The following is a 23508-nucleotide window of genomic DNA, read 5'->3' on the forward strand; positions in this document are numbered from 1 at the left end:
CGCGCGTCAGCTATCCGGTGAGCGGCGGGACGAACTCGCACGGCACCGGTCGCGGATGCGCCGGATCGAGAGCGTTGAGCGCGATCATCGCTCCCCGACGACTACCCGCGATCGCGAGGTGGTCGGAGTAGTCGACGGGACAACCGTCCTGCATGAAGAAGTTGGTGACGTTCGGGCCGGGCACCAGGCCGATCGTGTACGGCACGATCAGCTCGTCGTAGCGGGTGTCCAGATTGGTGTACGTGACGGCCGGGTCGTAGACGCCGTCGGCGTTCAGGGCCGTCATGAAGGGATCCCCGCCCAGCATCTCCGAGCAGGCCGGGCACAGCCCCACGCCGACCGCGGCGTCCACGGTCGCGGTGTCGGCGCCCAACGGCGCGGCGAAGGCGCGGATCGTGGCCATATTGTCGCCGTAGGTGCCGAGCCACGGCGCCGCGATGGCCACGAACTTGTCCACCTGACCGGAACCGCCGAGCCGCTTGACGAAGTACTGGCCGACGATATTGCCCTGCGAATGGGCGATCAGATCCACCTTGCCCGCGCCGGTCGCCGACCGCACCCGGGCCACGAAGGCGGCCAGTTGCGCGGAACTGTCCTCGATGGTCCGCAAACCGCCCATCGCCGACAAAGGCCACGGCACGTCGAGCGCGCCGTAGGTGAGGGCGTAGACGCAATAGCCCTCATTGGCCAGCAGTGGGACGTAGGCGCCCCAATTGGTCTGTGCGCCACCGGCGGTGCCGTGCACCAGCACCACCGGATCCGGATGCGCCGCCGTCGGCTTGCAGTTCCAGTCGTTCGATCCCGGCAGCGAACCGCCGGGATCGGTGAGCTCGTACGGTATGCCCGCGAAGAAGTTGAACGACACCGGGTACTCCGCGCGGGCGGCGCCGCTCGCGGTGATGCCCAGGATCGCCAGCACCGTCAGTACCAGCAGCGAACTCGATGTCCCTCGCCCTCGCATCCGTCCCATCATCCCTCCCGATGCGCGAAATCCCATGGCGGACCCGCCGGTCAGGCGCCCGTGATGGGCGGAACGAACTCACACGGCACCGGACGGGGGTGCGCCGGATCGAGGGCGTTGAGCGTCATCATGGCCGCGCGGCGACTGCCGGCGATGGCCATGTGATCGGAGAAGTCGGTCGCGCAACCGTCCTGCATCAGATCGTTGGTCACGTTCGGGCCCGCGACCAGGGCGATCGACGGCCAGACCGCCTCGTCGAAGTTGGAGGCCAGGTTCGTGTAGGTGACCGACGGGTCGTACACGCCGTCGGCGTTCAAGGCGTTCATGAACGAGGAGTTGCCGAGCATCTCGGGGCAAGCCTGGCAGATCACACCCATGGTGGCCAGGTTGTCGATCTGGTCGGGGGTGGCGCCGAGCCGCTCGCCGAAGGCCCGCACCACATTCATCTGGTCACCGAAGATACCCAGCCACGGGGGCGCGATGGCCGCGAAACGATTGACCTTGCCCGCGCCGCCGAGCCGCTTGATGTAGTAGTTGCCGACGGTGTTGCCCTGCGAGTGGGCGATGAAGTCGACCTGCGCGGCGCCGGTCGCCGACCGCACCCGGTCCACGAAGGCGGCCAGCTGAGCGGCGCTCTCCGGAATCGGCTTCATGCCGCCCAGCGCGTTCAGCGGCCACGGGACGTCGAGAGCGCCGTAGGTCAGGGCGAACACGCAGTAGCCCTCGTTGGCGAGCAGCGGCGCGTAGGCGCCCCAGTTGGTCTGCGCGCCGCCGGCCGTGCCATGGATCAGCACCACCGGATCCGGATGCGCGGCAGTGGTTTTGCAGGACCAGTCGTTGGCCCCGGGCAGCGAGCCACCCGGATCGAGGAGTTCATTCGGGATACCCGCGAAGAAGTTGAATGTGACTGGGTATTCCGCGTGCGCGGTTCCGGTCGTCGTGATCCCTAGGATCGCTAGAAACGCCATGATCAGCAGTGATCCTGGCGTTCCACGCTTGGGCATCCTCTGCATGTTCCCTCCCAAATTAGAACGCGTTCCGACAACCTAGCCAGAAAACAAGCACGAGGGATGGCTTACCGGCGAGTAAGTTCTGGAACCTGTTCCTATGCAGGAAAACGGCGAAGGCCGGGACCCGCAGGCGGCTTGTGCTGCCACATATCGGGTCCCGGCCTCCGCCGGAATTGCGGGCCGATCAGTGCCGGACGGAAGGGAATCCGGGCTGCGGGGCGTACTGCGGGTACATCGGGGCCGACATCGAAGCCGGGGCCGCGGCCGGGTTCCGGTCCGCCTTGGCGTGCTGCATGCCGGCCACGAACAGGGCGCCGGTCAGGACCAGGAAGGCCAGGGTGTGGACCACCGCGCGGACGATGTTCCAAGTGACCCAGGAGCTTTCGAACTGGGCGCGGACCGCGGCCAGGTCCGGGATCTGGGCGACGTCACCGGCATTGGCCAGCTGGTTGTTGAGGGGCACGTTCAGGCCGGAGGTGATGCCGAAAGCGACCACATTGAGCAGCAGCGCGACGCCGACCCAGATCAGCGTGGTGCGGGCGTCCTTGCCCAGGTGCAGGGCGGCGGCCAGCACGGTGAAGCCGACCGAACCCATGAAGGCGAGCATGAACGCCGGGTTGATGATGACCACGTTGATCTTCTGCATGACATCGATGAAGGTCCGGTCGTCGGACTGCCCCAGCGCCGTCATCACCGAGGTCGCGTAGGCGAAGAAGATGCCGGCGGTGAGGCCGGTGGTCAGCGTCGCCGCCACCAGCGCGGCCGTGCGAAGTGCGAACATGGAGCTCTCCTGACTGGATCTGCCACCCGCTTCGGTCCCGGGCGATCAACTTCCTTCAGTCAACCGCCTGCGGGCACGGAAACCCATGGCTCAGAAGCTCTCACGCATGCGTGACGCTCCATCAGCCCCCGGTTGTGCGGGGGTACCAGAATCAGAGATCGCGTTCGGAGATGACGCCGGACTGCATGGCCAGGTTGGCGAGCCGGACGCGCTTCTGGTTCTGCGGCAGGTCCTCGACGCCGAACTTGGCGAACAGCGCGCGCAGGTGCGTCTTGATGGCGTCGACGCTGAGGAAGAGTTCGGCCGCGATCTGCTGATTCGAGGCGGGCGAGGCGAAGCCGTCGTTGCCGCGGAGCGGGCGGCAGAGCGCGATCAATACCGACCGCTGGGTTTCGGTGAGCGAGCGCAGCGTGGGCAGCCCACCCGTCGACGTCTGCGTGACATCGCCTGCGGCGCCGCTGAAATCGTGGAAGGTGACCCGCGAGGTCCCCATCCGGATGACATCCCCCGGCTGCAGCCGATGCCGCCCCACCAGGCGATCACCATTGATGAAGGTGCCGTTGCGGGACAGGCCGTCGTCCACGATGGTCCAGTGCGCGCCCAGGTGCTCGACGGTGGCGTGTAGCCGCGACACCTCGACGTCCCAGAACAGCGAAAGATCGGCCTGCGGGGAGCGGCCGATGGTGATCCGGGACTGGTCAGGCGTCAGCATCAGCTCGTGCTGGCGTCCCTCTTGATCCTTGACCCGGAGGAAGGAACCGTGAAAAGCGGTCACTGTGCCGATACCTCTTCTCTACACCCAGCCAGTGACGTCGTCCGCACGTTTCAATGGTGCCTGGCCACCCCGGGCAGTAGCAAGATCGCAGTTGATCCTCTGGTTATACGCAAAGCGTATGAATAAACCACTGCCGCCCGGGTCGCACGAACACCCGGACGGCAGTCGAATCGGCGACTAGTCGGACACTAGTTCTTAGCAGCAGCCTTGTTGTAGGCCTCGGTGATGTCAGCGGAGATACGACCACGAGCGGACACCTTGTGCCCATTCCGGCGAGCCCATTCACGAATGGCCGCGCTTTGCTCACGATCGATCGACACCCGGTTCTTCGGGCCCGCGGCCGGAGCACCGGCCACCTTGGTGCGACGGCGGCCACTCGTACGGCGAGCGGCGGAAACCCAGCTCTCCAGACCCTCCCGAAGCTTGGCCGCATTCTCCGTCGACAAGTCGATCTCGTAGGACACTCCATCGATAGCGAACTCGATGGTCTCCTCCGCGATGGACTCACCGTCGACATCGTCGATCAAGCTAACGGTGACCTTCTTTGCCATGAGATGAACGTCCTCTCGAAATCGTGCGACCCGCATAGTCAGGCCGATTACCCGACGCCAGAATACCGCTAATTCCGATAGTCCCAGAACAGGCCCCGAAAATGCAATCCGGAGAACTAACGGGCGGCTGGACGCACAATTGGAAAGAGTATCGTTTCCCGGATTCCGTGGCCAGTCAGGGCCATCAGCAAACGGTCGATACCCATACCGGTTCCCGTAGTGGGGGGCATACCGTGCTCCATCGCCGCGAGGAAGTCCTCGTCCAGGCGCATGGCCTCGTCGTCACCGGCAGCCGCCAAACGCGCTTGATCCATGAAACGTTCCCGCTGGATCACCGGATCCACCAGTTCCGAATAGCCGGTGGCGAGTTCGAAGCCGCGCACGTACAGGTCCCACTTCTCGGTAACCCCGGGCTTGCTCCGATGCTGGCGAGTCAGCGGCGAGGTCTCCACCGGGAAGTCGCGTACGAAAGTCGGCGCGTAGAGCTTGTCCCCGTAGACATGCTCCCACAGTTCCTCGACCAGTTTGCCGTGACCGTAGCCCTTACCCTGCGGAATTTCCAGACCGACCTGATCCGCGAGCGCCAGCAATTCCTCGACGGAAGTTTCCGGGGTGACCTCGGTACCGATCTGCTCCGACAGCGACGGGTACATCTCGACCGTCGCCCACTCGCCCGACAGATCGTATTCGGTGCCGTCGGCCAGCGTCACGACCTGCGTGCCGTAGACCTCCTGCGCGACTTCCTGGATCAATTCACGCATCATGGTTGCGGAATCGTCGTAGGTGCCGTACGCCTCGTAGGTTTCCAGCATTGCGAACTCGGGCGAATGGGTGGAGTCCGCGCCCTCGTTGCGGAAGTTCCGGTTGATCTCGAAGACCTGCTCGATGCCGCCCACCACGCAACGCTTCAGGAACAGCTCCGGCGCGATGCGCAGGAACAGCTCCATGTCGAGCGCGTTCGAGTGGGTGGCGAACGGGCGGGCCGCCGCGCCACCGTGGATGGTCTGCAGCATCGGGGTCTCGACCTCGAGGAATCCCCTGCGCTCCAACGCGTTTCGCAGCGCGCGCACGGCCGCGACGCGGGTGCGGGCCATCTCGCGGGCCTCCGGGCGCAGGATCAGGTCGACATAGCGCTGCCGGACCCGGGACTCCTCGCTCATCTCCTTGTGCGCCACCGGCAGCGGACGCAGCGACTTCGCCGCCATCTCCCACGCGTCGGCCATGACGCTCAATTCGCCACTGCGCGAGGCGATCACCTCACCGTGCACGAACACGAAGTCACCCAGGTCGACGTCGGCCTTCCAGGCCGCCAGCGCGTCCGCGCCGACCCCGTTGAGGCTGATCATCGCCTGCAGCTTGGTGCCGTCGCCCTCCTGCAGGGTGGCGAAACACAACTTGCCGGTATTACGGACGAAAATGACGCGCCCCGCAATCCCGACCGTCTGACCGGTCTGGGTATCCGCGGCCAGCTCCGGGTACGCCGCCCGAATTTCGGCGAGCGTGTGGGTGCGGTCCACGACCACCGGATAAGCCTCGCGGCCCTCCTCCAGCAACCGCGCCCGCTTCTCCTGGCGAATCCGCATCTGCTCGGGGACGTCATGCTCCACGACAGCCGCCGCGGCACGCTTTTGCCCAGCAGGAACGGTGGTGCTTGCAGAAGAAGAGGGGGTGGGGGTGCTCACGGAACCAAAGCCTATCGTGCGGCGGAATTCCTTTTTTCCGCCGCCTCCCGCAACTTCGCCTACAGCCAGGCGAGGGTCGCGACCTCACGTTCGAAGTGCGGCGCCGAGGACGCGACGGTCAGCAGACCGGCCGCTTTCAAGGCCTGATATCCGCCCTCGAGGTCGGTGGCGCGACGCAGGCCCAGCTGCTGCAACGAGGCCGCGGCCAGGCTCGAGGTGTAGCCCTCCGAGCAGACGACGATCCATTCCACGTCGTGGTGTTCGGCCATCGCCAAGCGCGCGGAACTGGACGGATCCAAACGCCATTCCAGGACATTGCGCTCGATGACCAGCGCGCCCGGCAGCGTGCCCTCGCGCAGGCGCTGCGCCTGCGGGCGAATATCCACCAGAATCGCGCCGCGCGCGATGGCCTGCGGCAATTCGATCGGGAGCAGGCGACGCAACTGCTGCCGCGCCTGGGCGAGCATGCCGTCGATCGTCAAGTTGGTCATTCGAGTTCGCCTTCGGGCTGGTCGGTGAGGACGGAACGGGTGCGCCGCAGGGTGCCGTGGCCGGTGACCTCGTAATAGGACATGGCCGTCAGCGGCGGGGAATAGGCGTGCACGCTCAAGGTCGGATTCAGCGGGCCGGTGATCCCGGCTTCGGATTCAGGGGCCCGCACCACGTCGTGCACCCAGCCGAGCGGGAAAGACGCCTGATCACCGGCGGTGAGAATGCGGCGGCGCAGGTCGCGGCCATTCCAGCGGTATTCCGCGAGCGCGCCCGACAGCACGGTCAGCGCGCCCAGCGAGCCGGCGTGATCGTGCAGTTCGGTGTACTTGCCCTCCACCCAGCTGATCAGCCAGACATCCACCTCGTCGTCCGCGACAAGCCTTGCGGCCCAGCGGTTCTCGGTGGGCCACAGGCCGTCATCCGGCAGCAGGTGATCGTAGCGGCCCTCCAGCACGTCCTGGGCGCCCTCATCGGTCAGGCGCAGCAGGTCGGCCGGACGCAGCCGGGTCGGGAGAGCGGAGGCGGTGGCGCGCTCGGTGACCTCCGGCAGGAGGCTCGACGCGGCGGCACGAGAGTCGACAGGTAAGGAAAGAACAGAGGAACGCATGAGCGTGTCTCCAAGGAATGTGAAAGTGGTCGGGGGCTATACGAAGCCTCGACGACCGTCGAGGCGAATCAGCCTCGACAACACTCCTGGGTGCTCACACGGAACGACACGAGGGCGAGTCTAACAGCGCGTCGCCGGGAATCACCAGCGCCTCCCGGCGACGACTGCGTCACTTTTATTCCGGCCGGTCTGTACCGGTGCGGGCGCGACGCTGCTGATTGCGCTCGTACACCAGCCGCAGCCCGTCCAGCGTCAGATTCGGCTCGTGATGCTCGATGGTCTCCGACTCCGGCACGATCAACGGCGCGGTCGCGCCCGTCGCCACCACGGCCACATCGTCACCGGAGAACGCGTCGATATCGCGAATCCGGTCGATCAGGCCGTCCACCAGGCCCGCGAAACCGAAGATCGCCCCCGACTGCAGGCACTCCATGCTGTTCTTGCCCACCACCGACCGCGGCCGGGTCAACTCGGCGCGACGCAGCGCGCTCCGGGAGATCAGCGCCTCGGTGGAAATCTCCACACCGGGCGCGATACTGCCGCCCAGGAATTCGCCCTTACCCGAGACCAGATCCACACAGATGGCCGTCCCGAAATCCACCACGATGGCCGGGGATTGGAAACGGTGATATGCCGCAAGACAATTCACGATCCGATCCGCGCCGACCTCTTTCGGATTGTCGACCAACAACGGAATACCGGTGCGCACGCCGGGTTCCACGAGCACGTGTGGCACATGCCCCCAATAGCGGGACAGCATCTCACGCAGTTCACGCAACACCGGCGGCACCGTGGACAGCGCCGAGACGCCCACCACCTGATCGGCGTCCGCACCGATCAGACCGCGCACCTGCAACGCGAACTCGTCGGCCGTCAGCAGCGGGTTGGTGTGCATCCGCCAGTGCCGCGCCAGCTTCGCGTGCTCCCCGCTGCCGGAGAACAAGCCCAGCTCGATACTGGTGTTGCGGACGTCGATGGTCAGCAGCATGGCCGGCCGCTCAGGCCAGCGACAACGAGCGCGGGGAGATCAGATCCGAGCCCTCGGGCGCATGCGCCGGATCCGTGCCCAACTCGATGGGGCGATTGCGCTCGTCCACGAAAACCACATGCGGAGCGTAGTTTTCGAGCTCCTTCGCGTCCATCATGCCGTAGGCGATCAGAATCACCAGATCGCCCGGGTGCACGAGATGCGCTGCGGCGCCGTTGATTCCGATCACACCGGAACCGCGCTCACCGGCGATCACATAGGTCTCGAGGCGGGCCCCGTTGGTGATGTCGACAATGCTGACCTTCTCGCCCTCGAGCAGGTCGGCGGCATCGAGCAGGTCCTGGTCCACCGTCACCGAACCCACGTAGTGCAGATCGGCGTGAGTCACCGTGGCACGGTGGATCTTCGACGTCATCATGGTGCGCAACATCGTCGTCGCCTTCCTAGAGGGTCGCCTGGGCAGGCTGATCGGGAACAGAGGGCAGGCCGTCGAGGGCCTTGCCGATGGGAACGTGCATATTGTCGATCAGGCGGGTGTTGCCGATCCGGGCCGCGACCAGCAGCCGGGCATTGCCGGTCGGCCACTCATCGGAGAAATCGGACCCGCGCAGGGCCAGATAGTCGACCTCGATGCCGGGCGCGGTATCCAGCACCGCCCGCGCGGTCTCCAACACCGCCTCCGGGCCGCGACCCGACGAGTGCCGGCCGGCCAGCAGCGCCGCCGACAGCGTGGTCGCCAGCTCGCGCTCCTCGGCGCTCAGGTAGCGGTTGCGCGAAGACAACGCCAGACCGTCGGCCTCACGAATCGTCGCCGCCGGCACCACCTTCACGTCCATGTTCAGGTCCACCACCATCTGCCGGATCAACGCCAGCTGCTGATAGTCCTTCTCACCGAAGAACGCCTCGTGCGGCTGACAGATGTTCAGCAGCTTCGACACCACGGTCAGCACCCCGGAGAAATGACCCGGACGGGTCGCGCCCTCGAGAATGTCGCCGTAGGGACCGGCCTGCACCGTGGTGCGGGGACCGAACGGGTACATGTCCTGCGCGCTCGGCGCGAACACCAGCTCCACGCCCTCGCCGCGCAACAGCTCCACGTCCGCGTCCAGGGTGCGCGGGTACTTGTCGAGATCCTCGTTCGCGCCGAACTGCAGCGGATTCACGAAAATCGACACGATGACCGTGGTGTTGGTGACCCTGGCCAGTCGCACCAGCTCCAGATGACCCTCGTGCAGCGCGCCCATCGTCGGCACCAGCGCCACCCGGCGGCCCACCGAACGCAACGCCTTCACGACCTTGGTCATGACAGCCGGATCGTGGTGCACGGTCAGCTCGCCGCGCTTGTACGAACCGATCAGCTTGGGGTCCATTCAGCGTCCTTCCAACAGATCGATGAGGTCGGGATTGGTGCGGGCGCGCTCCGCCGCGCGCAACGACTGGGCGCGATAGCCGGCGGCCAGCCGCGGATCCAAGGCTTCGAAGGCATCCAGGTGCGCGGCGACCGCGGCCACATCACCGCGCGCCACCGGGCCGGTCAACGCGGCCGGGCCGCGCCGCAGCGCATTGTCCAGAGCCGCCGAGGCCAGCGGGGCGAGCACGCGCTCGGCCAGACCGTTGGGCTGATCGTCGACGCTCTGCTGACCCAGCAGACCCGGACCGGCCAGCGCCGCGCGCAACGCCTCCACGGCGTCCACAATCAGGGTCACCAGATGGTTGCTGCCATGCGCCAGAGCCGCGTGATAGAGGGTGCGGTTCTCCTCCGCCACCCGCACCGGCTCGCCGCCCATCTCGATCACCAGCGACTGCGCGATGGCATAACCGATGTCGTCCGCGGCGGTCACCCCGAAGCAGGCATTCGCCAGCCGGGCCACATCCTCGTCGTGCCCGGTGAACGTCATCGCCGGATGAATCGCCAGCGGCAGCGCACCCGACGCGGTCAACGGCGCCAGCACACCGACACCGTTCGCACCCGAGGTGTGCACCACAATCGTGCCCGGACGCACCGCGCCCGCCGCCGCCAAACCCGAGACCAGGCCGGACAACTCGCTGTCCGGCACCGCGAGAATCAGCAGCTCACTGCGGGCCGCCACCTCCTCCGCGGGCAGAATCCGGGAATCCGGCAGCCGCGTGGTGGCACGCCGCACCGAGGCATCCGAAATCGCGGACACCCCGAAAACGACATGGCCGACACGCTCCAGTGCCACACCCAGCGCCGAGCCGACGCGTCCCGCCGAGACGATTCCCACCGTCAACCGTGCAGGCGCAGGATCGGTCCCGCAGACATCCTTGTCCGAGGTCACTTCGTCCTCTCGAAAGTCGTTCCAGTCCCGCCATGCGGGTACCGGACGGTACGAGAGCGAGGATATCGCCGCCGATTCGCCAGAGCTACCCACTGTGGGATAGGCAACTCTCGCGGCTCTCAGGGGCTTCGCCCCCGAACCTCCTCGGGATTTGCGGGGGCCGCGCCCCCACACCCCCGCAAAGGAACGCCCTAGTTGCTGCTCTCCGACTTGAGGTTGGCCATGATTTCGGCGACCGAGAGGCGCTGGGTGCCTTCGTCGTCGGCGTTGCCGTCATTGCGGCGGCGGCGACGGGAGGTGGCGCGGCCGACCGTGACCGGGGCGGGCTCTGGAGTCAGGCGCGGGGCGGCGGGGGCGGGGGCGGTTCCGTTGCCGTTGCCGGTTGCGTTGCCTGTCTCGTTGCCGTTGCCGTTGCCGTTGGCGGACGGGGCGGCTTCGGGGGTGGGCTCGGCCGGGGTTTCCGGCTTCGGGTCCGGGGTGTCGGAGGCCGGTTCGGCGGCGGCGCGCTCGGCCTCGTAGTCCTGGCGCATGGCGTCGGTGATGATCGAGGTTTCCGCGGTGACCGGGTCGTCGAAGGGGGTGGCGAAGGCCGGCGGCTCGGGGTGCGAGGGGTCGAATTTGGGGGCGATGCGGGCGCGCGGGTCGTCCTCGTCTTCGGCCTGGTCGGGGGACGACCACGGGTCCCACGGATCCGCGTTCGGCCAGTTATCGTTCGCCGTCTCCGGAGCCGGGCCGGCGTCGCCGACCGGAAGTTCTTGGACCCGAACGGCATCCGCACGCAGGGCGGGGCGTTCGGAGGGCAGGTCACCGTCGAAGAGGCGCTGCAGACTCTCGCGCAGGACCGTCAGTTCGGCGCGCAGCGCGGCCATCTCCGCGGCGTCCGCGCCGACCTCGTGGCGGACCCGGGTCTCCACGCCCAGCTCGTACTCGCGGCGGGCAGCAACCTCGCGTTCCAGCTGGAGTTGGTAGACCTTCTGAAGGTCACCCACTTTCGCCTTGTCGACGGCCGCCTCCCTGCGATAACGGGTTGCGGCGAGGGCGCCGATGGCGGCCGCCCACAGCGCCGCGACCAGGCCCACCCGGATCAGGTGGAGGTTGTCACTGAAGACCAGGAAAACGCTGGCAACCAGTCCGAGGAGAAGCAGAAAGCCGGTGAAGAACTTTCCCGCATCCTCCCGGCGGCGACGGGAAGCACTGCTACGGGAGGGTGAAACCATGTCCGCCAGCGTAGCGTGATCTTCCGGGCACGTCCTCGGCCTTGGCGATGATCAGCCACAATCCGTTAGCTATGAAGTAGCCGCCTCATCGGGCGGCTCGATGGGCGCGCGACAGCAATACTCCAGCCACAATGCCGCCGCCACCAGCGCCGCACCACTGACCAGACCCACGATCGCCCCCGGCGTATCCGCCGACGCCGCACGCAGGTCCGAATGCATGGCCAGCCACACCAGGAACCCCAGCCAGATACCGCCCACCAGCGAACCCACCTGGGCCGACGCCTTGGCCAGCGCCACCGCGCGAGCCGCCGTGATCGGATGCAGCTGCCCGGAACCGGGACCGATCCCGTGATTGTCCTTGCGCTGCCGAATCACGAAGGCCAGCACCACCTCCAACAGCGCCACCGGCAGCAGCGAGGCGCCCGAGAACACCGAGATCGGCGGGAAGCTGGAATACGCGAGATTGGTGGCCACCCACGCCACCACCGCCGCCAGCAGGACATTCGCGCACAGGTCCAGAACGCGGGTCGGCTTCATCGCGGCGTCCAGCCCAGCGTCAGCTCGGTGCGGCGCACGCCCAGCACCTCGGCGCCGTCCAAGGCGGCCAGCCACTCTCGCAGCGAGCGCAGCGCACCGGCCGCCTCCAACTGGGCGTCCGGCTCCACCTCCAGCCACGGCACCAGCACGAACGCCCGATGATGCGCCTGCGGATGCGGCAGCGTCAGCACCGGGTCCAGGCTGCGCACCACGGTCGGCCCCTCGCGGCGGCGCTGCTCGGCCGACACCACGTCCACATCGAGAGTGCGCGCGCCCCACCGGACTTCCCGGATCCGGCCCGCCGCCTGCTCCAACTCCTGGCCCAGGCGCAACCAGTCCGAGGGCTCCAGCGCCGGATCGTCGGCCACCAGCACGGCATTCAGATAGTCCTGCTGCGGCACCCCGCCCCAGGGCGGCGTCGAATACACCGACGAGACCGCGACCAGGCGCGGGCCCAACGCCTCCACGACGCTGCGCAGGTGCGCCAGCCGGTCGCCGAGATTGGATCCGATCGACAGGACTACGCGGGTCACCGCTACTCCTCCGCTCCCTGATGGTCTGCTGCGCGCCGGCGGGACGTGACCACCCGGACGTCTTCGAAGGTATGCGGAATCGGCGCGAAAGGCTTGTGCAGCACCACTTCCAGCGCCTGGATGCGGAGGTCGGCCATCACCTCGTCGGCGATATTGGAGACCACCGTCTCGATCAGGTCCTTCGGCTCGCCCGCCACGATCGCGACCACCTGCTCGGCGAGCTCGCCGTAGTGGACGGTGTCGGCGATGTCGTCGGATTTCGCGGCGGCCGAGAAATCGGTCCACAGCGTGAGATCCACGACGAACTCCTGGCCGTCGCGCTTCTCGAAGTCGAAGACCCCGTGGTGACCGAACACGCGCAGGCCGCGCAATTCGATACGGTCCCCGGGCAATCCGCCGTCTCGCACCGCACCGTTCACGACCGCTGCCCCGCTTCCCGCCGATACCGTTCCCGCAGTCGCCGCGCGGCCCGGGTGGTGGCGTCCACCACCGAGATGGCGTCCAGCGACGACCGGACGTCGTGCACCCGCACACCCCACGCGCCGTGCTCGGCGGCCAGCGCGGAAATCGTTGCCGTGGCGGCCTCGCGGCCGTCGGGCGGGCGCGGAGTCTCGCCGTCGGCGAGCAGCGCGCCGAGGAAACGCTTGCGGGAGGCCCCGATCAGGATCGGGATCCCGGCGTCCATCATCTCGGTCATGCGATAGAACAAGCCGCCCAGCAACTCCCAGTTGTGGTCGGCGTTCTTGGCGAAGCCCAGACCCGGATCCAGCACCAGCTGATCGAAGCCGACACCGGCGGCGAGCGCGAACTCGACCTGCGCGTTGAGCTCCTCCCACACCTTCGACACCACGTCGTCGTACTGCTCGGCGGGCCCGGCGTGCCGGTAGTCGGCCTCGGCCCGCCAGTGCATGAGGATCCACGGAATCCCGGACTCCGCAACCACTTTCACCATGTTCGGGTCGGCCCGCCCGCCCGACACGTCGTTGACCATGGACACGCCCGCCGCGATCGCCGCCTCGGCCACATCGGCCCGCATGGTGTCCACACTGGTCGGCACCCCGGCCGCGGCCAGCTGCCGGATCACCGGAACCACCCGCGCCGCTTCGGTTTCCGGGTCGATGCGGATCGCACCAGGCCGCGTCGACTCCCCGCCGACATCGACGATGTCCGCACCCAGCTCGTACAACTCGAGCCCGTGCGCGACGGCCAGGCCCGGATCCAGATAGCGACCGCCATCGGAGAACGAGTCGCTGGTGACATTGACGACGCCCATCACCACACAGGAACGCCCCCCACGCGGCTCCAACAGGCGTGTAGTCACAACGCCTCCAGGCTCCTGCCCCCATGGTTCGCGGCCGTCTCGATTCTGGACTGACGGAGCGGGGGAGCGAAGCGGAGGAGCGGAGGAGGGAAGAATCGAGACCTCGGGGCCGCGAACCCGCCGGAGCGAAGCGGAGGCAAATTAGACACAGCACTCACTTTCGGAGGATGAGGTCCAGGGCCTCGGCACGCGAGGAGGCATTGCTCTGCAGCATGCCGCGCACCGCCGAGGTGGTGGTGGAGGCGCCCGGCTTGCGAATACCGCGCATCGCCATGCACAGGTGCTCGGCCTCGATCACCACGATGGCGCCGCGCGGATCCAGCTTCTCCATCACCGCGTCGGCGATCTGGGAGGTGAGCCGCTCCTGCACCTGCGGGCGCTTGGCGTAGAGGTCGACCAGGCGGGCCAGCTTGGACAGTCCGGTCACCCGGCCGTGCGGGCCGGGAATGTAGCCGACGTGCGCGACGCCGTGGAACGCCACCAGGTGGTGTTCACAGGTCGAGTACATCGGAATGTCGCGCACCAGCACCAGTTCCTGATGGCCTTCTTCGAAGGTGGTGTTGAGCACGTCGGACGGGTCGGTGAACAACCCGGCGAACATCTCGCGATAGGCCCGCGCCACCCGGGCCGGGGTATCGGCGAGCCCGGGACGATCCGGGTCCTCGCCGACCGCGATCAGCAGATCACGGACAGCTGCCTCAGCGCGATCCTGATCGAACGGCCGACCGGTGCCGAGTGCGATCGGGCCGGACACGACACGATTGTTGGTGGCCGACAATCGACACCTCCTGTGTTGACTTGCCGCACATGCACACGCGGCTCGGACGCGGTCGCCGTGCCACTCGGGCGAGTTCGGTCGCGGGATGTACACCCCGCGACCGAACTCGCCCGAGCCGGGCCGCGAACCCCTAGAGAATATCGGGACCGCGGTCAGCGACGACCGTTCGGTCCGTCCCAACCATTCTTGTCGTCCTCGTCATTCCCGGTCGCCGGCTGCGGCGCGGCCGGCGGTTCCGGCTGCGGGTAGCCCGGCTGATACTGGGCGCCCGGCTGATACCGCTGGTTACCCGCGGGCGCCCAGCCGCCGTACGCGCCGCGCGGCTGCGGCGACTGACCCTCGTCCTCCTGCGGCGGCCAGCCCGGCGCGGACCAGCCGGCCGGAGCGCCGTAATCCGGGCGCGAACCGTGCGTCGGAGCACCCTGCCGCGGATAGGACGGAGCCTGCGGCACCGGGTATCCCTGCGGCGCGGGCGCCGGATAGCCGCCGTACTGCGGCTGCGGAGCGCCCGCGTAGGCGGGATCCGGGTAGCCGTTGGCGGGCTGCGCCGCCGGGCGCGACTCCTCCTCCGGCCACGGCTCGCCACGCTCGGCGGCCAGCTCGCGCGGTGTCTTCACCGGCGGGCGGTCCGACGGCTTGCGCTCACCGAAATCGTTGAAAGCCGTGATGCGCGGGCGCTTCTCGACGGTCGCGAGGATGGTCTCGAGGTCCTTGCGGTGCAGGGTCTCGCGTTCCAGCAACGCGGTGGCCAGCGAGTCCAGTTCGTCGCGGTAGTCGCTGAGCACCGACCAGGCCTCGGTGTGCGCGGCCTCGATGAGGTTGCGCACCTCCTCGTCGATCTCGCGGGCCACCTCGTGCGAGTAGTCCGAACCCATGCCCATGGACCGGCCCAGGAACGGGTCGCCCTGCTCCTGGCCGTAGCGGACGGCACCCAGCCGGGCGCTCATGCCGTACTCGGTGACCATGGCCTTGGCGGTCTTGGTGGCCTGGTCGATATCGGACGAGGCGCCCGTGGTCGGCTCGTGGAACACCAGTTCCTCGGCCGCGCGACCACCCATGGCGAACACCAGGCGGGCGATCATCTCCGAACGGGTCATCAAGCCCTTGTCGTCCTCGGGCACCGTCATGGCGTGGCCGCCGGTGCGGCCGCGGGCCAGGATGGTGACCTTGTAGACGGGCTCGATGTCGGGCATCGCCCAGGCGGCCAGGGTGTGGCCGGCCTCGTGATAGGCGGTGATCTTCTTCTCGTGCTCACTGATCACCCGCGACTTGCGGCGGGGGCCACCGATGACGCGGTCGACCGACTCCTCCAGTGCCGCACCGGTGATCATGGTGCCGTGCTCACGCGCGGTGAGCAGCGCGGCCTCGTTGATGACGTTCGCCAGATCCGCGCCGGACATGCCGACGGTGCGCTTGGCCAGACCGTCCAGGTCCGCCTCGGGCGAGATCGGCTTGCCCCGCGAGTGCACCGCCAGGATCGCGCGACGACCCTTCAGGTCGGGGTTGCCGACCGGGATCTGCCGGTCGAAACGGCCCGGGCGCAGCAGCGCCGGGTCCAGGATGTCGGGCCGGTTGGTGGCCGCCATGATGATGACGCCGGTGCGCTCACCGAAGCCGTCCATCTCGACCAGCAGCTGGTTCAGCGTCTGCTCACGCTCGTCGTGACCGCCGCCCAGGCCGGCGCCGCGCTGGCGGCCGACCGCGTCGATCTCGTCCACGAAGATGATGCAGGGGCTGTTCTGCTTGGCCTGATCGAACAGGTCGCGCACGCGGGACGCGCCGACACCGACGAACATTTCGACGAAGTCCGAACCGGAGATGGTGAAGAACGGGACGCCCGCCTCACCGGCAACGGCCTTGGCCAGCAACGTCTTACCGGTGCCGGGCGGACCGTAGAGCAGCACGCCCTTGGGGATCTTCGCGCCCAGCGCCTGGTAGCGCGCCGGCTGCTGCAGGAAGTCCTTGATCTCCTCGAGCTCTTCGATGGCCTCGTCGGCGCCCGCCACATCCTGGAACGTGGTCTTGGGCATGTCCTTCGAGAGCAGCTTGGCCTTGGACTTGCCGAAACCCATCATGCCGCCGCGGCCGCCGCCCTGCATGCGCGACATCACGAAGATGAACAGGCCCAGCAGGATCACCATGGGCAGCATGAACAGCAGGATCTGGCTCAGCCACGAGTCCTGCTTGACCGAGGTGTTGACCTTGGCGCCGGAATCCTGCGCGGCCTTGAACACCTGCGCGGACACTTCACCGCCGCCCGGGTACTTGGCGATGAGCTTGGTCTCGTTCTTGGTCGCATCGTTGCCGTTCTTCAGCGTGATGCGCAGCTGCTGTTCTTTGTCGTCGATCTGAACCGACTCGACATTCGACTTGTCCTGCAGCTGGGAGAGCGCCACCGAAGTATCGACGCTATGCCAGCCGCGCGTGTCGTTGCTGAAATAGCTGACCAACCAGATCACGAGCAGAAAGCCCGCGACTATGGCCAGGTTGCGGAACACATTCTTGCGGGTCATAGAGCGTCGGCCGGAGGCCAGTCCTTTCCGGGGGGTGTATCCGGTTGCCTGCGATGCTTCGAGGCACGCCCGTTCCGGCGAACGGATGCGGACATGCCACGGTACCGCGTACGGTCTAGTCGTTACATCGCGCAGTTCGGCAGCTAGTGCAGTTCAAGAAGTAAACGGCTGGAGAACGCGGGTGGTTCCCCGACCACTTGCGGCAACACGTCGGGTCGATCACCCCCTGGTGTCGGACCTCGTGGTCACAATCATGGCATGGTCGTTACATCGTGAGTGGCGACACAACAGAGCGCAGGGGGTATGGACATAGTCGAGCTACGGACACCCACGGCGATTGTGCGTCATGGCAACGGGCGGTTGACGGTGCTGCGACCTGGAACCGACGGCGAGCGCGTGCTCGACGTGCCGGTGAGCGACCTGCTCAAGGTCCGCTTGAACCGGCGCGCCGATGACGCCGTCGTCATCGAGATCTATCTGCGATATCCCACCCCGGTTCTGACCGGGGTGCCCGCCGACCGGACGCCGCTGCCGGTGCTCATCGCCGAACACGATGTGCCCGCCGCCACCGTCATCGTCGAGCGGATCAACAATCAGATCCTGGCCACGCAGCGACTGGACGTGGCCGCCCCCGATCTGAGCGCGCCCGTGCCCTCCTGGGGTCGCAGCGGCCCGGCCCGCGCCGACGTGGACCGCGCGGTGCGGCGGATGGCCCCCAAGCGGGACGCCAAGCCCGCGGTGGCCGCGCTGCAGCGCTTCGTCACCCCGGACGAGTACGTGCTGGAGACGGCCCTGGTCACCGCACTCCCGCCCGCGCCCAAGGCCACCGGTCTGCTCGCGGTCACCACCACGCGGCTGATCTTCGTGGCGCTCGGCTCGGGCAAGCGTTTCGCTCACGAGCTGCCGATCGCCACCCTGCTGTGGGCGCGCGACACCGACGACGACGAAGCGACGGATTTCGCGCCCGGCGAATACGGGTTCGAGGTCAGTGACGGAAATCTGGTCTGGTATTTCGTCGGCACGGATCGCGCCGACACCGATCGGGTCTGCGGTGCGTTGAATTTCGCCATTCAGCGGGAGGTCGCCGACGGCGCGGCCGGGCCCGCGGATCCGGGTGTGGCGAAGCTGTACTCGGAGTGGGAATTGCTGGTCGAGCGGCATTCGCTCGGCATGGTCGACGACGCGCAGTTCCAGCGGTACGGACGCGGAATTCTCCGGTCCCTGCCGGATTGACGCGAACCGAAGGGTTTGGGGGCCGCGACCCCCAAACCTCGCGGATTATTCGCCCGGCTGCAGGGTGATGCGCCGCCACGGGCTGGTGGGCCGCATCCATAGGCGTAGTAATTCCATGCGCCGATCCACGCCACCGGATTTCAGTTCCGCCAGGTCCTCGCACGCCTGCCAGTAGGTCCACCCGGCCAGGTAGGCGTCGCCGAATTGCCGCCAGTTGCGGTATTTGCGCTGCGCCGGCGGCAGGGCTCGCATCAGGTAGTCCCACGCCACGTCGGCGTCGAGGTAGCCGGCGGTGTACGCCATCCGGGCCACGGCGACCACACGGGCCAGATCCCAAGCCTGAATGTCGGTGGGTAGTGGGCGGACCAGGTGATCGGTCAGGCCGAGCTTGATGGCCTGGGACCAGATGTCGTAGTCGCGGACCAGGGCTTCGGGGTTCTCCATGCCGCGGAAGGATCCGACCTGACGTAGGAAGGCGCGGTGCCGGTCGGCGCGTTCGCCGAAGCGATCGCGTTCAGGGGAGTTGATGGCCGCCATGACGAGCGGGTGGACGAGGGCGTAGAGCGGGCCGTGCATGCCGTCGAGGAGTTGTTCCATCGAGGCCATCGCCTCGGTGCCGTCGGTGATGCCCCAGGCGCCGGTGAGGGTGTCGATGGCAAGTTCGCGGCGATCGCCCAGCGGATGCTCGCGTTCGGGTCCGAGCAGCAGGGCGTCGTGGAAGGCGTCCCACCGGGCGGAATAGAACCCGCCGAGCGCGAGCGCGCGCAGTTCGTCGTCGGAGACCTGCGCACCGGACCAGTGATCGTCCTCGCGCTGGTCCAGCTCCGGATAGGGAAATGTGGTCAGCGTCGGTACGTCGCGGGCGGGCATAACCCGATTGTTCCCCATCGATCTTGGAGTGGCCGACTATTCGCCGATCGCGTCTGCCACACCGATCGCGCCGGGTGCGAATAATCGGCAAACCATTCGGTCCGAATTTCCGGCGCGCCGTTCGCGGCCCAGTCACGCAATTGTCTGAATCTTGCCCTGTCACAGCGGGTAATCGGGCGCTAACCTCTGCTGGCATGAGTGGGAACATCACCCTGCTGCGCGGGCTGACACCAGCCGCCACAGAGCAGGAAATCTATGCCGCCGCACAGGAATACGTGCGGAAAGTCGGCGGGGTGTCCGGATTGACGACTACTACCAAGACCGCGGTGGACAAGGCGGTCGCCGCGATCGCTGCGGCCACCACCCAATTGCTGGCCGAATTACCCGAACGCCGGGCCTCGGAGGGCGAGCCGCCGACCCGGCGCCGCGCCGCCCGGGAAGCCGTCGCGGAGGAGGCCAGCTGAGCCACGCGGGCTCACACGCCGTACACCCGCACGCAGTCGAGTGCGATCTCCAGGCGGGGACCGCGCTGGTCGAGAGAGTGACCGAGTAGTTCTTCTATGCGCTGAACGCGGTATCGCACCGTGTTCTTGTGCACGCCGAGCGTTTTCGCGGCCGCGTCGGGGCTGCGCCGGGCTCGCAGGTAGGCATGCAAGGTTTCGCGCAATCGCGCCGACTGCGGGTCGGGTGCGGCGAGCGCGCCCAGTTCCCGTTCGATGAGCGAGCGCATGGCGGCCTCGTCGGTTCCCGCCAGGTAGGCGACCTCCACCTCCGAGTAGTGCAGCACCCGCGCGGTGCTGTCCCCGTTCCTCGTCCGAAGCGGCCGGGCGCGCTCGGCGACCTGCCGGGCCGCGACCGCCTCGCGGTGGCTGTCCCGGAACCCGGCGGTGTGCGCGGCGGGCACGCCGACAGCCACCCGCACGGGCGCGTCCACCGACCAGACCGGATCGCCCGGCTCCGGCAGGTCGCCGTCCACCCCGATCCAGGCCCACAACGCGGACGCGCCCGAGGGGACGGTGAGCAGGCTGCCGTTGCCGAGGGTGCCCGCGTAGCGGGCCACGATCCGGTCGAGCCGGCCCACGGCTTCGCCGCTGCCGTCCGGCGGCAGCGGTGCGGCGTCCTCGTCGGTCCACACCACCAGCGCCAGGTGCCGCTGGGTGAGCCGGTATCCGAGCCGGGCGGAAGCGCTTTCGGTGTCCACCTCGGCGCCGTCGAGCAGGGTGCGCACGATCTCGGCGCGCTGGGTGAGGGCGGCGCGCAGGCCGCGTTCCCGTTCGGCCATGTAGGTGTCGGTGAGGGTTTCGACCGAGGTGCTGACCCAGCGTGTGGTGCGGTCGAAAAGCCGAAGCAGCAGCGATCTTTCGATGTCGCGGGGCAGCTGCCGCTGTTCGAGCACCTCGGTCATGTAGTCGATGCAGGCTTCCTGGCCGAGATGGTAGACGCGCAGCAGCAGGCGCACGTCGTAGCCGCGGCGGGCGACGGTGCGGGCGAAGGCGTGCGCCTCCTCGGGAACCGGGTAGTCGAAACGGTCCTGGGTGAGGCCGCTGAGCACGGCGACCGCGTGGGCGCGGCTGCTGGCGGCCAGGTCGCGGCGCATGTCGCGGTCCCGCAGTTCCGGGATGCGGGCGATGATGGCGTTGTCGAGCCGGGTGACGACCTCTTCGAGGGTGGCGGCGGGCAGGGTTTCGGCGACGAAGTCGGCGATCCACTGCCGGATCTCGGCGCTGTTCACGGTGGTGGTCACGGGTGTCTCCCCGGGTTGTACTCAGAGCACAAAACCGACCGGAACAATTGACCCGATTGGCCAAGCATGGGCTCGCAAAATTGTGTCACGATCATAGTCCGGTGAACTGGAACACAGCTCGCCATCGCAACGTAGCGCACGGGGAGAGGCACATCGTGACCAATACCGAACCGGCCGCGGGCACCGCTCGCAAGACCGGCACCCGCAAGACCGCCGGGACCGCCGTCAAGGCCGCCCCGGCCACCGAACTCGAGGTCCGTAATCCCGCGACCGGCGCGCTGGCGGGCACCGTCCCGATCGACTCGGCCGACACCGTGGCAGCCAAGGTCCGCGAACTGCGCGCCCACCAGCCCGCGTGGGAAGCCCTGGGCGCCGACGGCCGCAAGGAGTGGCTGCTCAAGCTGCAGGACTGGTTGGTCGACAACACCGATCACCTGGCCGACGTGCTGCAGTCCGAGACCGGCAAGGCCCGCGTGGACTCGCTCATCGACCCGGCGTTCTCGGTCGACCTCACCGGCTACTACGCCCGCCGCGCCGCGAGATTCCTTGCCGACGAACACCCTTCGCCGCACAGCCCGCTGGCCCGGGTCAAGCAGCTGACCACCGTGTTCCGGCCCTACCCGGTGGTCGGTGTGATCACCCCGTGGAACTTCCCGCTGGCCATGCCGGTCATCGACGTCATCCCGGCGCTGGCCGCGGGCGCGGCGGTCATCCTCAAGCCGTCCGAGGTGACTCCGCTCTCGGCCGTCGAACTGGCCCGCGGCTGGCGTGAGATCGGCGCTCCCCCGGTGTTCGACATCGTCACCGGCGCGGGCGAGACCGGCGCCGCCGTGGTCGGCAATGCCGACTACATCCAGTTCACCGGCTCCACCGCCACCGGCCGCAAGATCGCCGCGGCCTGCACCGAGCGGATGATCCCGTTCAGCCTGGAACTGGGCGGCAAGGACCCGGCCATCGTGCTGGCCGACGCCGACCTGGACCGCGCCGCGCACGGCATCGCCTTCGGCGGGCTGTTCAATGCCGGGCAGGTGTGCATCTCGGTGGAGCGCGTGTACGTGGAAGCCGCTGTCTACGACGAGTTCCTGGCGAAGCTGACCGCCGCGGTCAAGGAGGTCCGCCAAGGCGTGGACGGCCGCAAGCCGCAGTACGACATGGGCGCGCTGGCCAACGAGAACCAGGCGCAGATCGTGCAGCGGCATGTGGAGGAAGCCGTCAAGGCCGGGGCGCGAATCACCACCGGCGGCAAGCGAACCGGCGTCGGCACCCTGTTCGAGCCGACCGTGCTCGCCGACGTCGACCACACCATGACCTGCATGACCGAAGAGACCTTCGGACCCACCCTGCCGGTCATGAAGGTGGCGAACGAGGCGGAAGCCATTCGGCTGGCCAATGATTCGATCTACGGCCTGTCCGCCTCGGTGTGGTCGGGCGACAATGATCGCGCCGAACGCGTTGCGCGCCAGCTGAATGCGGGCGCCGTAAACATCAACGACGTGTTCGCCAACATGTTCAGCTTCGCGCTGCCCATGGGCGGCTGGGGCCAGTCCGGCACCGGCGCGCGCTGGGGCGGCCCCAACGGCGTCCGCAAGTACTGCCGCCAGCAGGCCATCACCAAGCCGATCCTGCCGACGCTGGCCAAAGAGCCGCTGTGGTTCCCGTATTCGCCGCCCAAGCTGATGTTCGCGATGAGCGCCATGCGGGCCGCGGGCACCCGCGGACTGCGGCGGTTCAACGTGCCCGCCATCGTCAAGACCGTGCGGGGGCTGTGATGACCGACTTCGGAACCATCGCCGGCAAGGTCGTCGTGATCACCGGCGGCGCGCGCGGCATCGGCCTGGCCACCGCGACCGCCCTGCAGGCCCTCGGCGCGAAGATCGCCATCGGCGACATCGACGAGACCACCGTCAAAGAGTCCGGCACCGCACGGGATTTCGATGTCTACGGCAAGCTGGACGTCACCGACCAGCAGTCCTTCGAGGGCTTCCTCGACGAGGTGGAACGCCGCCTCGGCCCGATCGACGTACTGATCAACAATGCCGGGATCATGCCCACCGGGCGCCTGGTGGACGAGCCGGACCAGATCACCCGCCGCATTCTCGACATCAACGTGTACGGCGTGATCCTCGGCTCCAAGCTGGCCATCGCGCGGATGCTGCCGCGCGGGCGCGGGCACGTCATCAATATCGCGTCGCTGGCGGGCGAGAGCCACATTCCGGGTCTGGCCACCTACAACGCGAGCAAGCACGCGGTACTCGGCTTCACCGACACGCTGCGCGAGGAGTACCGGGGCACCGGGCTCGCGTTCTCCTCGGTGCTGCCGACGCTCACCAAAACCGAACTGGGCGCTGGGGTTTCGCTGCCCAAGCTGATGCGACCGGCCGAGCCGGAGGAGATCGCCGACGCCATCGCCGAGCTGATCGTGAAGCCCAAGGCGAAGGCGCGGGTCACGGCCGTCGCGGGTGTCATCGCGCAGGCCGTCGGTCTGCTGCCACAGTCGGTGGGTGACGCCATCGGTCGGGCGCTCGGCTCGCAGACGGCGTTCCTCGACGACGTGGACGGCGACGCGCGCAAGGCGTACGAGCATCGGGTGCGCGACTAGCTCGTCGTAGGGTCGG

General features: G+C 67.8%; 25 protein-coding genes. 4 read left to right on the forward strand and 21 right to left on the reverse strand.

From position 1 onward, the window contains the following. Positions 1 to 10: 10 nt before the first annotated feature. The 19 genes from ACYVKL_RS18410 to ftsH form a co-directional block, all read right to left on the reverse strand. Positions 11 to 961 carry an esterase/lipase family protein gene (locus ACYVKL_RS18410; RefSeq protein ID WP_379164889.1) on the reverse strand — a complete coding sequence of 317 codons (951 nt, stop codon included), beginning with the start codon at positions 959 to 961 and terminating at the stop codon, positions 11 to 13. 50 nt (positions 962 to 1011) lie between these two features. After that, a complete protein-coding gene (locus ACYVKL_RS18415; protein WP_357190203.1) occupies positions 1012 to 1965 on the reverse strand; it encodes an esterase/lipase family protein in 954 nt (317 codons plus the stop codon). A 190-nt stretch (positions 1966 to 2155) separates the two neighbouring features. Next, on the reverse strand, positions 2156 to 2752 hold the full coding sequence (locus ACYVKL_RS18420; protein WP_379164891.1) for an anthrone oxygenase family protein: 597 nt from the start codon (positions 2750 to 2752) through the stop codon (positions 2156 to 2158). A 151-nt stretch (positions 2753 to 2903) separates the two neighbouring features. After that, positions 2904 to 3527, reverse strand: a complete 624-nt coding sequence (locus tag ACYVKL_RS18425; protein ID WP_379164893.1) for an FHA domain-containing protein — start codon at positions 3525 to 3527, stop codon at positions 2904 to 2906. Between the two features lie 188 nt (positions 3528 to 3715). Further along, positions 3716 to 4078: a histone-like nucleoid-structuring protein Lsr2 gene (locus ACYVKL_RS18430; RefSeq protein WP_379164895.1), complete on the reverse strand. Its 363-nt coding sequence runs from the start codon at positions 4076 to 4078 to the stop codon at positions 3716 to 3718. 116 nt (positions 4079 to 4194) lie between these two features. Then, entirely contained in the window at positions 4195 to 5661 is a 1467-nt protein-coding gene (gene lysS / locus ACYVKL_RS18435; protein ID WP_379165782.1) for a lysine--tRNA ligase, read from the reverse strand. A gap of 158 nt (positions 5662 to 5819) precedes the next feature. Then, positions 5820 to 6251 carry a rhodanese-like domain-containing protein gene (locus ACYVKL_RS18440; protein ID WP_213559030.1) on the reverse strand — a complete coding sequence of 144 codons (432 nt, stop codon included), beginning with the start codon at positions 6249 to 6251 and terminating at the stop codon, positions 5820 to 5822. After that, positions 6248 to 6859 carry a cysteine dioxygenase gene (locus tag ACYVKL_RS18445; RefSeq protein WP_379164897.1) on the reverse strand — a complete coding sequence of 204 codons (612 nt, stop codon included), beginning with the start codon at positions 6857 to 6859 and terminating at the stop codon, positions 6248 to 6250. The genes ACYVKL_RS18440 and ACYVKL_RS18445 overlap by 4 nt, the downstream gene beginning before the upstream one ends. Before the next feature lie 175 nt (positions 6860 to 7034). Next, positions 7035 to 7847, reverse strand: a complete 813-nt coding sequence (locus tag ACYVKL_RS18450) for a type III pantothenate kinase (RefSeq protein WP_213559028.1) — start codon at positions 7845 to 7847, stop codon at positions 7035 to 7037. 10 nt (positions 7848 to 7857) lie between these two features. Next, complete coding sequence (panD, locus tag ACYVKL_RS18455; protein WP_040854277.1) at positions 7858 to 8277, reverse strand: aspartate 1-decarboxylase; 420 nt, start codon at positions 8275 to 8277, stop codon at positions 7858 to 7860. A gap of 13 nt (positions 8278 to 8290) precedes the next feature. Then, positions 8291 to 9217 carry a pantoate--beta-alanine ligase gene (gene panC, locus ACYVKL_RS18460; RefSeq protein WP_379164900.1) on the reverse strand — a complete coding sequence of 309 codons (927 nt, stop codon included), beginning with the start codon at positions 9215 to 9217 and terminating at the stop codon, positions 8291 to 8293. Beyond that, complete coding sequence (locus tag ACYVKL_RS18465; RefSeq protein ID WP_379164902.1) at positions 9218 to 10147, reverse strand: Rossmann-like and DUF2520 domain-containing protein; 930 nt, start codon at positions 10145 to 10147, stop codon at positions 9218 to 9220. 191 nt (positions 10148 to 10338) lie between these two features. Then, a complete protein-coding gene (locus ACYVKL_RS18470; protein WP_379164904.1) occupies positions 10339 to 11364 on the reverse strand; it encodes a DUF6779 domain-containing protein in 1026 nt (341 codons plus the stop codon). A 69-nt stretch (positions 11365 to 11433) separates the two neighbouring features. Further along, entirely contained in the window at positions 11434 to 11901 is a 468-nt protein-coding gene (locus ACYVKL_RS18475; RefSeq protein ID WP_213559026.1) for a DUF3180 domain-containing protein, read from the reverse strand. Further along, positions 11898 to 12434 (reverse strand): 2-amino-4-hydroxy-6-hydroxymethyldihydropteridine diphosphokinase, encoded by a 537-nt coding sequence (folK, locus tag ACYVKL_RS18480; protein WP_213560794.1) that lies wholly within the window; start codon positions 12432 to 12434, stop codon positions 11898 to 11900. Before folK ends, ACYVKL_RS18475 begins: the two co-directional genes overlap by 4 nt. Positions 12435 to 12436: 2 nt before the next feature. Further along, positions 12437 to 12853 carry a dihydroneopterin aldolase gene (gene folB / locus ACYVKL_RS18485; protein WP_379164907.1) on the reverse strand — a complete coding sequence of 139 codons (417 nt, stop codon included), beginning with the start codon at positions 12851 to 12853 and terminating at the stop codon, positions 12437 to 12439. Then, positions 12850 to 13707, reverse strand: coding sequence for a dihydropteroate synthase (gene folP, locus ACYVKL_RS18490; protein ID WP_379164909.1), 858 nt, complete (start codon positions 13705 to 13707; stop codon positions 12850 to 12852). Before folP ends, folB begins: the two co-directional genes overlap by 4 nt. 202 nt (positions 13708 to 13909) lie before the next feature. Continuing rightward, positions 13910 to 14509 carry a GTP cyclohydrolase I FolE gene (gene folE / locus ACYVKL_RS18495; protein ID WP_213559025.1) on the reverse strand — a complete coding sequence of 200 codons (600 nt, stop codon included), beginning with the start codon at positions 14507 to 14509 and terminating at the stop codon, positions 13910 to 13912. A 176-nt stretch (positions 14510 to 14685) separates the two neighbouring features. After that, complete coding sequence (gene ftsH / locus ACYVKL_RS18500; protein WP_379164911.1) at positions 14686 to 17046, reverse strand: ATP-dependent zinc metalloprotease FtsH; 2361 nt, start codon at positions 17044 to 17046, stop codon at positions 14686 to 14688. Positions 17047 to 17412: 366 nt separating this feature from the next. Here ftsH and ACYVKL_RS18505 point away from each other — a divergent pair, with 366 nt between their 5' ends. Further along, the gene (locus ACYVKL_RS18505) at positions 17413 to 18279 is read left to right on the forward strand and encodes a hypothetical protein (protein WP_379164913.1); all 867 of its coding nucleotides are present in this window, start codon (positions 17413 to 17415) and stop codon (positions 18277 to 18279) included. Positions 18280 to 18324: 45 nt separating this feature from the next. On the opposite strand, the gene ACYVKL_RS18510 is transcribed toward ACYVKL_RS18505, so the two are convergent. Further along, complete coding sequence (locus ACYVKL_RS18510; RefSeq protein ID WP_379164915.1) at positions 18325 to 19149, reverse strand: DUF1266 domain-containing protein; 825 nt, start codon at positions 19147 to 19149, stop codon at positions 18325 to 18327. 194 nt (positions 19150 to 19343) lie between these two features. On the opposite strand from ACYVKL_RS18510, the gene ACYVKL_RS18515 reads away from it, so the two are divergent. After that, positions 19344 to 19613: a DUF2277 family protein gene (locus tag ACYVKL_RS18515; protein ID WP_213559021.1), complete on the forward strand. Its 270-nt coding sequence runs from the start codon at positions 19344 to 19346 to the stop codon at positions 19611 to 19613. Positions 19614 to 19624: 11 nt separating this feature from the next. Here the strand turns inward: ACYVKL_RS18515 and ACYVKL_RS18520 are convergent, their stop codons facing one another. Further along, entirely contained in the window at positions 19625 to 20893 is a 1269-nt protein-coding gene (locus ACYVKL_RS18520) for a PucR family transcriptional regulator (RefSeq protein WP_379164918.1), read from the reverse strand. Between the two features lie 155 nt (positions 20894 to 21048). Here ACYVKL_RS18520 and ACYVKL_RS18525 point away from each other — a divergent pair, with 155 nt between their 5' ends. Together ACYVKL_RS18525 and ACYVKL_RS18530 are read left to right on the forward strand one after the other, a co-directional pair. Next, the gene (locus ACYVKL_RS18525; RefSeq protein ID WP_379164920.1) at positions 21049 to 22662 is read left to right on the forward strand and encodes an aldehyde dehydrogenase family protein; all 1614 of its coding nucleotides are present in this window, start codon (positions 21049 to 21051) and stop codon (positions 22660 to 22662) included. Next, the gene (locus tag ACYVKL_RS18530) at positions 22662 to 23492 is read left to right on the forward strand and encodes an SDR family oxidoreductase (protein WP_213559019.1); all 831 of its coding nucleotides are present in this window, start codon (positions 22662 to 22664) and stop codon (positions 23490 to 23492) included. Before ACYVKL_RS18525 ends, ACYVKL_RS18530 begins: the two co-directional genes overlap by 1 nt. Positions 23493 to 23508: the final 16 nt, after the last annotated feature.

It is taken from the genome of Nocardia tengchongensis (assembly GCF_054781395.1).